9 protein-coding genes are annotated in these 7,000 nt (G+C 40.7%); 8 read left to right on the plus strand and 1 reads right to left on the minus strand.

The annotated features are described in order from the left end of the window. The first annotated feature begins 71 nt into the window (after positions 1 to 71). A complete protein-coding gene (locus F0342_RS13310; RefSeq protein WP_149156389.1) occupies positions 72 to 776 on the plus strand; it encodes a YrrS family protein in 705 nt (234 codons plus the stop codon). Positions 777 to 827: 51 nt separating this feature from the next. Here the strand turns inward: F0342_RS13310 and F0342_RS13315 are convergent, their stop codons facing one another. Continuing rightward, positions 828 to 1,034, minus strand: coding sequence for a DUF2536 family protein (locus F0342_RS13315; protein ID WP_149156390.1), 207 nt, complete (start codon positions 1,032 to 1,034; stop codon positions 828 to 830). Positions 1,035 to 1,229: 195 nt separating this feature from the next. Between F0342_RS13315 and F0342_RS13320 the strand changes: the two genes are divergently transcribed. From F0342_RS13320 to F0342_RS13350, 7 genes are all read left to right on the plus strand, one after another. Next, complete coding sequence (locus F0342_RS13320; RefSeq protein ID WP_149156391.1) at positions 1,230 to 1,868, plus strand: class I SAM-dependent DNA methyltransferase; 639 nt, start codon at positions 1,230 to 1,232, stop codon at positions 1,866 to 1,868. A 15-nt stretch (positions 1,869 to 1,883) separates the two neighbouring features. Then, complete coding sequence (gene mtnN, locus F0342_RS13325; RefSeq protein WP_149156392.1) at positions 1,884 to 2,576, plus strand: 5'-methylthioadenosine/S-adenosylhomocysteine nucleosidase; 693 nt, start codon at positions 1,884 to 1,886, stop codon at positions 2,574 to 2,576. A 147-nt stretch (positions 2,577 to 2,723) separates the two neighbouring features. Next, complete coding sequence (locus F0342_RS13330; RefSeq protein WP_149156393.1) at positions 2,724 to 3,647, plus strand: PLP-dependent cysteine synthase family protein; 924 nt, start codon at positions 2,724 to 2,726, stop codon at positions 3,645 to 3,647. Positions 3,648 to 3,649: 2 nt separating this feature from the next. Continuing rightward, complete coding sequence (locus F0342_RS13335; protein ID WP_149156394.1) at positions 3,650 to 4,786, plus strand: bifunctional cystathionine gamma-lyase/homocysteine desulfhydrase; 1,137 nt, start codon at positions 3,650 to 3,652, stop codon at positions 4,784 to 4,786. A 102-nt stretch (positions 4,787 to 4,888) separates the two neighbouring features. Continuing rightward, positions 4,889 to 5,128: a YrhC family protein gene (locus F0342_RS13340; protein ID WP_188048535.1), complete on the plus strand. Its 240-nt coding sequence runs from the start codon at positions 4,889 to 4,891 to the stop codon at positions 5,126 to 5,128. Positions 5,129 to 6,081: 953 nt separating this feature from the next. Next, on the plus strand, positions 6,082 to 6,222 hold the full coding sequence (locus F0342_RS13345) for a YrzI family small protein (RefSeq protein ID WP_187443287.1): 141 nt from the start codon (positions 6,082 to 6,084) through the stop codon (positions 6,220 to 6,222). Positions 6,223 to 6,814: 592 nt separating this feature from the next. Beyond that, positions 6,815 to 7,000, plus strand: a 186-nt coding sequence (locus tag F0342_RS13350; RefSeq protein ID WP_464764950.1) for a transposase, incomplete at its 3' end; no start/stop codon positions are given.

Here is a 7,000-nt window from a genome sequence, read left to right on the forward strand (position 1 = left end):
TGGATAATGTTTCGCTTTATTCTTTTCCTCTAATCGTGTTAAAATGTTTAGGATAATAGGGAGGGAACGTAATGGCGAAATACCAATCTCGATTAGATAAACGATCCAAGAAGAATTCAAATAAAATTTTGAACATAATGATCGCAGTCGTACTTTTATTGATAGTCGTTGTCGGAGCAACAATAGTGATGGGAGGCGGCGATGAGAAGGCATCATCTAACGTTGCTGATACAGAAACAAAAGACTCGGACAATAGCAATAAGAATGCTGAAAAAGACGATAAATCTGTTTCTTTAGATGAGGATAAAAAATCTGAGGAAAAAGATAATGAAGATAAAAAAGACGAAGAAAAGAAAAGCGATGAAGAGAAACAAAAAGACAAAGCTTCTGATGAAGAGGATACTGTTGCATTAGAAGGTGAAGAACAAAGCGAATTAAAAGTCGAAGATAGTGACGAACCCAACGTGAAGAAAACAATGGTGCATCCTGACTGGAAGCCGGTTGGAACTGAGCAAACCGGTGAACACGTGTCTGTATATGATGAAGGCACTGTAGACTGGCAGGAAAAAATCAAGGCTACTTCTTATGCAACAGGCATTCCTGAAGACAACATGACCGTTTGGTGGATGGAAGGGAATGGCGGTCCTCAGAAGTCCATGGCTACCGTGACGGCTAAAGATACAAAAACCCCATACAGAGTTTATCTGCAATGGGTGGACGGCAAAGGATGGCAGCCTACCAAAGTGCAGGAATTAGAGGAAAATGATAAAGATTAATATGTGATGAAAAAGGCTCTTCCTAATTAAATGGGAGAGCCTTTTTTGAAATTATTTTTTTACTTTAAAATGAACCGCCGCGCTATACAATCTTCTGCCATTTTCATCAATGGAAACGACATGATTTACATGATGAACGCTCAGCATGATTGCTTTATTATGCTGGATTTGTTCATCCACCATCTTTTCCAATGTTCGTAAACTATCTGCTTCAAAAAACTCCACTTTATCTTCTATTAAGTCAAATGAAATATTCATATGTTTATCCTCCTCTATTACTGTGATTTCCTTACAGACAGGTTATCCCCCCTTATTTTAGAGCGGGAAAACGGATTTTACAATTATTATTTGTTGAATTCATTCAAAGAATATGATAATTTAATAACAGTTTTTATTTTAATTCATAGTATGTTTATAGGAATTATAAACTTAATGTAGCTGAGGTGCTTAACCATGGGTAGAGAATTTTTGGATTTGTTCCAGGATTGGGCAGATTCTTATGACGATACAGTAACGGGGAAAGACGTTGAATATCAAGCGGTTTTCGAGCACTATGAATCTATTCTTGACGAAGTAGTTTCCCGTTCAAAGGGAAGAGTCGTTGAATTTGGCCCGGGGACAGGAAATTTGACCAGAAGATTACTGGACGGAGGACTTGAAGTGGTTCCTTTTGAACCTTCCCCTGAAATGAGAGCCATTGGAATGCAGAAGCTTGGAAAAGAGGTCACGTTCATGGATGGAGATTTCCTCGACTTTTCTTTAGAAGGAAAGGCAGATTCCATCGTGAGCTCCTATGCATTTCATCACTTAACAGATGAAGAAAAGGGAAAAGCTTTTCGCATATATGGAAAGCTCCTAGCACATGGTGGTAAAATAGTATTTGCCGATACGATGTTTGAAACGGATCAGCACTATCAAGCCGCCATATCCCAAGCAATCAAAAAAGAGTATTTCAACCTGGCTGAAGATTTAAAACGGGAATATTACACTACCTTGGATGTTCTAAGGGAATTATTGGACCAGAATGGGTTTTCAGTCACTTTTAAGCAAGTAAATACCTTTGTGTGGATAATGGAGGCGACTAAACAGTAGAAAGAGGTTTTAGTAATGAAAATCGCCATCATTGGAGCAATGGAAGAAGAAGTAGCCTTACTTAGAGAAAATATTTCAAACCCGACAGTGGAAACAATCGCAGGGTGTGAATATACAAGTGGAAAGATGAAAGACAAAGAAGTGATCTTACTTCGCTCAGGAATCGGCAAGGTGAATGCAGCGATGTCAACAGCCGTTCTTCTGCAGCATTATAAACCGGATTGCATCATCAACACAGGGTCAGCCGGAGGATTCGATCCTTCGCTAAATGTTGGTGATGTTGTCATCTCAACAGAAGTAAGACATCATGATGTGGATGTTACGGCTTTTGGATATGAATACGGTCAGGTACCACAGCTTCCTGCCGCATTTACAGCAGACGAGAAATTAATGCAGACAGCCATTGATAGCGTGAAGGAACTTGGAAATGCACAAGTGGTGTCAGGATTGATCGCCACAGGAGATTCATTTATGAATGATCCTAAGCGTGTGGAAGCGATCCGTGACAAATTCGCCGGATTACAGGCAGTTGAAATGGAAGCAGCCGCCATTGCGCAAGTGGCTCATCAATTCAATGTACCATTTGTCATCATCCGATCTCTTTCTGATATTGCCGGCAAGGAATCAGATGTTTCCTTCGAACAATATTTAGAAAAGGCAGCCCTCCACTCTGCCAAAATGGTTATGAGCATTGTAAAGTCTGTATAATACAAGGAAAATACGGCTGACCCGGGTACCAACATTCTCATCAAAACATACGGAACAGATGTGTTCAGGCGAGCACTCCAATCATATGTATTTGAGGACAGGATCGGTGCATGGAGTCAGCTTTTTTTATGAAGGAGGATTGAATACATGGACGTGTATAACAGCGTACATGACCTGATTGGGAATACACCGATTGTCGAGCTTACAAACTTCCCATTAAAGAAAGGAGTTCGCCTCTTTGCTAAGCTGGAATTTTTCAATCCTGGAGGTAGTGTGAAGGATCGACTGGGCAGGGAATTATTGGAATATGCCATCCGTAACGGTAAAATAGAACCGGGAGGCACTCTCATCGAACCGACTGCTGGGAATACGGGAATCGGCCTGGCTCTTGCAGCTGTGAATTCTGGATACAATGTCATGTTCTGCGTACCAGAAAAATTCAGCATCGAAAAGCAGGAGCTTATGAAAGCATTAGGCGCTAAAATCATTCATACTCCAACCGAGGAAGGAATGAAGGGGGCCATTGCAAAAGCAAATGAACTGGTAAAGGTAATCCCGAACTCTTATTCTCCGCAGCAATTTGGGAATGCGGCTAATCCGGAGACTTATTATAAAACTTTGGGACCTGAACTATGGAATCAGATGGATGGCAACATTCAAACATTTGTTGCAGGAGCAGGGACAGGGGGAACCTTCATGGGGACTGCTCAGTACCTGAAGGAAAGAAATAAGGACATCAAAACAGTCATTGTTGAACCTGAAGGCTCAATCTTGAACGGTGGAACATCAGGACCCCATAAAACAGAGGGAATCGGCATGGAATTCTTACCTCACTATATGGATTCAAGCTATTTTAATAGCATCCATACCGTGACGGACGACAATGCTTTTAAACGAGTAAAAGAGCTTGCGCTGATGGAAGGCTTGCTGGTTGGAAGCTCTTCTGGTGCAGTACTGCATGCTGCATTACAGGAAGCGGAAGAAGCAGAGCCGGGAGGCCATATCGTCACGATTTTCCCGGACTCGAGTGAGCGCTATTTAAGTAAGAAAATATATGAAGGAGGACTCTAATCATGAAAAAGAAAACACAACTAATTCACGGCGGTATCCCTACAGATCCTCAAACAGGTGCTGTATCCACTCCCATCTATCAGGTGAGTACGTATAAACAGGATGAAGTAGGAAAGCATAAAGGCTTTGAATATTCACGTTCAGGAAACCCGACAAGACATGCACTTGAAGAGTTGATTAAAGATTTGGAAGGCGGAGAAAAAGGCTTTGCATTCGGATCGGGAATGGCAGCTATTACGGCGGTTATGATGATGTTCAATAGCGGAGATCATATAGTCATGACGGACGACGTGTATGGTGGAACGTATCGTGTCATGACCAAGGTCTTAAACCGCATCGGCATTGAATCCACTTTCGTTGATTCAAGTGATATCGGCAATATTGAACGTGCTATTGGTCCGAATACAAAGGCTGTATACATTGAAACACCAACGAATCCACTGCTGAAAATTACCGATATCGAGGCAGCGACTTCCCTAGCCAAGAAGCACAATCTATTGACAATTGTGGATAATACATTCAGCACGCCTTATTGGCAAAATCCAATCAGCCTGGGAGCAGACATCGTTCTTCACAGTGCAACGAAATATATCGGCGGACATAGTGACGTGGTAGCAGGACTGGTCGTTGTGAATTCCGAAGAGCTTGCTGAAGAGTTATTTTTTGTACAGAATTCAACTGGCGGGGTTCTTGGACCACAGGATTCATGGTTACTGATTCGTGGCATTAAAACCTTAGGGCTGAGAATGGAAGAACATGAAGAAAACACGAAGAAAATAGTCGAGTATCTTACATCACACCCGAAAGTATCAAAGGTATACTATCCAGGATTAGAAACGCATCCGAACCATGACATTGCCAAGAAACAGGCATCCGGCTTTGGGGGAATGGTTTCCTTTGATGTAGGAAGTGAAGAAAATGCCGATCGTCTGCTCACAAACACCAAATACTTCACACTAGCTGAAAGTCTTGGCGCTGTAGAAAGTTTAATCTCGGTACCTGCCCGCATGACTCACGCGTCCATTCCGGCAGATCGCCGAAATGAGTTAGGGATCACCGACGGTTTGGTACGTATCTCTGTCGGTCTTGAAGACGTAGAGGACCTGATTGAAGATATTGAAAACGCCCTTTCCAAGTAATTCGTCTATTGGCAGAACTGGTATCAATTACATGGTAGCTGATATGCTTCTGTATGTTACCATAGAATGAGAGTTTACTAGTTCTAAAGTAGGTGAATGCGCATGAAGAACGCAAAAAAAAGAACCATTCAACAAAAAATGAACGACTTTAAACGATTTGGTTTTACGTTACTTGCACTTAGTGTCTTTATGTATTTAGGGGTTATTATTCCAACAGAAACCGTCACACCAAGTAAAACGATCACCCTCATGTCAGGGACCGTTGTATTACTCGGATTGTCACTTATATTTTTTACAAAAGCGATCAAATACAAAAAAGATCTGCAATCTATAGATGAATAAATCATTTAAAGCGGGTTCTCATTGAGGACTCGTTTTTTTCATGTCGTTTTCAAAGGGTGCTGGCGGTGAGTTTTGAATAGATTCCCAAAAAGTAAATTCATTTTTTATATGAGTGAAGTGCGAAAACCCGGACCGTTACTTTCCGCGGGGAGGAAGTCGAGCCTCCTCGACGTCCCGTCTGTGGGGTCTCGACCTTTCCTCTATTTCCCGCAGGAGTCAAGTGCCTTCCGCTCCAATCCACTCAGTGCTAATTATTTTTTGTAATCAAAAATAGTTCCTATTGTAGAAAATTTGTTTCTAAAAAAAAACTATCTGCAAAGAAAGCACAAAACATCTATTGGTAACTCATAAACCGGTCATTAATCAATGTTTACTCTTCTTATTGCCACATTGAATCATTGGAATTGATATCCTATACATTCTATATTTGTTATTCTGATGTTTAAGCTCTGTCACGAAAATCTATTATAGATGGTGAGGGGAACTGCGTAGACTCCTGAGGAGGCTCGGCCGAACGCTAGCTGTAAGCGAAGCAGTTCCCCTCACCATCAAGCACAATACTCATTGACAGAGCACCGGCAGATCAGATGTTTTAAAATCATAAACCTGAAAAAAGAACATTCTAGAACCATGTGGGAATTTGTAGAAAAAATAATTAGAAAAGTGGTTTACTTTACTGTAAAAATTGGATATACTAACCAATGTAAGAAAAAAATCACAAGAGGGAGGTCGAAGAAAATGTTCGTGAATATTCGAAAAAAAGACACAACTTCATATTGTTTTCATCATTCGACCACTTGTGGGATGCTTTACGCTTAATTTTAAATCCATTAAATGATAGCCACAGGGAGAATGTAGGTTCCTGTGGCTTTTTTGTGCCACAAGGATCGGTCTCTTTGTGGCTTTTTAGTATGCCTTGCAGTTCTGCAGGCACTTTGAAAGGGGTGATACGTATGACACTTAATCTTTTATTTATAACGGTAACGTTCAATAAGAAACAAGAAACGTTTGAAGAAGCGACGCACAATGAAACGGTTTCAAAATCCTATGAAGAAACGAAAACCAAGAACCAATACATGTCGCAATTGTTCTAATGATATCTTAAAAATGGAGAGGAGAATGAAAGATGATTTATGTACAGGAGAAAATGCTTAATGCGCTATGGGTAGAGAAGGATACTGCCTAACGAAACAAAAGGTGGGTGGAAAGATGTTTTTAAATATTGTTTTTTGGTCGGCTTTCTTCCATAAAAAGAAGAAGCAGGATAAGAAATAGAATGAATGAGGAGGATGCCTTTTTTTGGAGGGTGTCCTCCTTTGTTTTTATTTGAGGTCACGAGGGGCTAAGACAGACACAGTTCTGTCAATCTTTAGTAATAAGTTGGTCACGAATGAGAGGGGAATATCGGGCTTTTCGTGATACATTAATAGTAAGAGAGCAGGTAGTAATGGTAATGACTGCTAAAGAGGGAGAGAGATTACGATGTTTTCAATGATAATGGGTCTGGTCGTAACATCTGTGATTGGTCTGATTATTGCCGCTGAAGTCAGTGTAGAATAGAGAATAAAAGAAAGCGATCCGAGTCTGGATCGCTTCAGCTTGTAGACAAAGTCTAAAAATTAGACCAAGTCTACAAGCTTTTTTTGTATAATGGAATGGAATCGATATTTTTGTGGGGGATATAAAATGTTATCAAAACACGTTGAGGATGGAAGAAATCAAATTGAAATGGTTGCGTTGGACCAACTTGTTCCAGAGGATCATCTGGTTAGGAAGGTTGAACAAGCGATTGACTTTGAATTTATTTATGACCTGGTAAAAGATAAGTATTGTTTAGATAATGGTCGACCGAGTATTGATCCCGTCGTTCTT

The sequence above is a fragment of the Bacillus sp. CH30_1T genome, assembly GCF_008364765.1.
Classification (GTDB): domain Bacteria; phylum Bacillota; class Bacilli; order Bacillales; family Bacillaceae_B; genus Rossellomorea.

Bases quoted from the DNA above. Each gene is read 5' to 3' on its own strand.
- mtnN (WP_149156392.1), top strand. From the start codon at position 1,884: ATGAAAATCGCCATCATTGGAGCAATGGAAGAAGAAGTAGCCTTACTT.
- F0342_RS13320 (WP_149156391.1), top strand. From the start codon at position 1,230: ATGGGTAGAGAATTTTTGGATTTGTTCCAGGATTGGGCAGATTCTTAT.
- F0342_RS13310 (WP_149156389.1), top strand. From the start codon at position 72: ATGGCGAAATACCAATCTCGATTAGATAAACGATCCAAGAAGAATTCA.
- F0342_RS13330 (WP_149156393.1), top strand. From the start codon at position 2,724: ATGGACGTGTATAACAGCGTACATGACCTGATTGGGAATACACCGATT.
- F0342_RS13345 (WP_187443287.1), top strand. From the start codon at position 6,082: ATGACACTTAATCTTTTATTTATAACGGTAACGTTCAATAAGAAACAA.
- F0342_RS13340 (WP_188048535.1), top strand. From the start codon at position 4,889: ATGAAGAACGCAAAAAAAAGAACCATTCAACAAAAAATGAACGACTTT.
- F0342_RS13315 (WP_149156390.1), bottom strand. From the start codon at position 1,034: ATGAATATTTCATTTGACTTAATAGAAGATAAAGTGGAGTTTTTTGAA.
- F0342_RS13335 (WP_149156394.1), top strand. From the start codon at position 3,650: ATGAAAAAGAAAACACAACTAATTCACGGCGGTATCCCTACAGATCCT.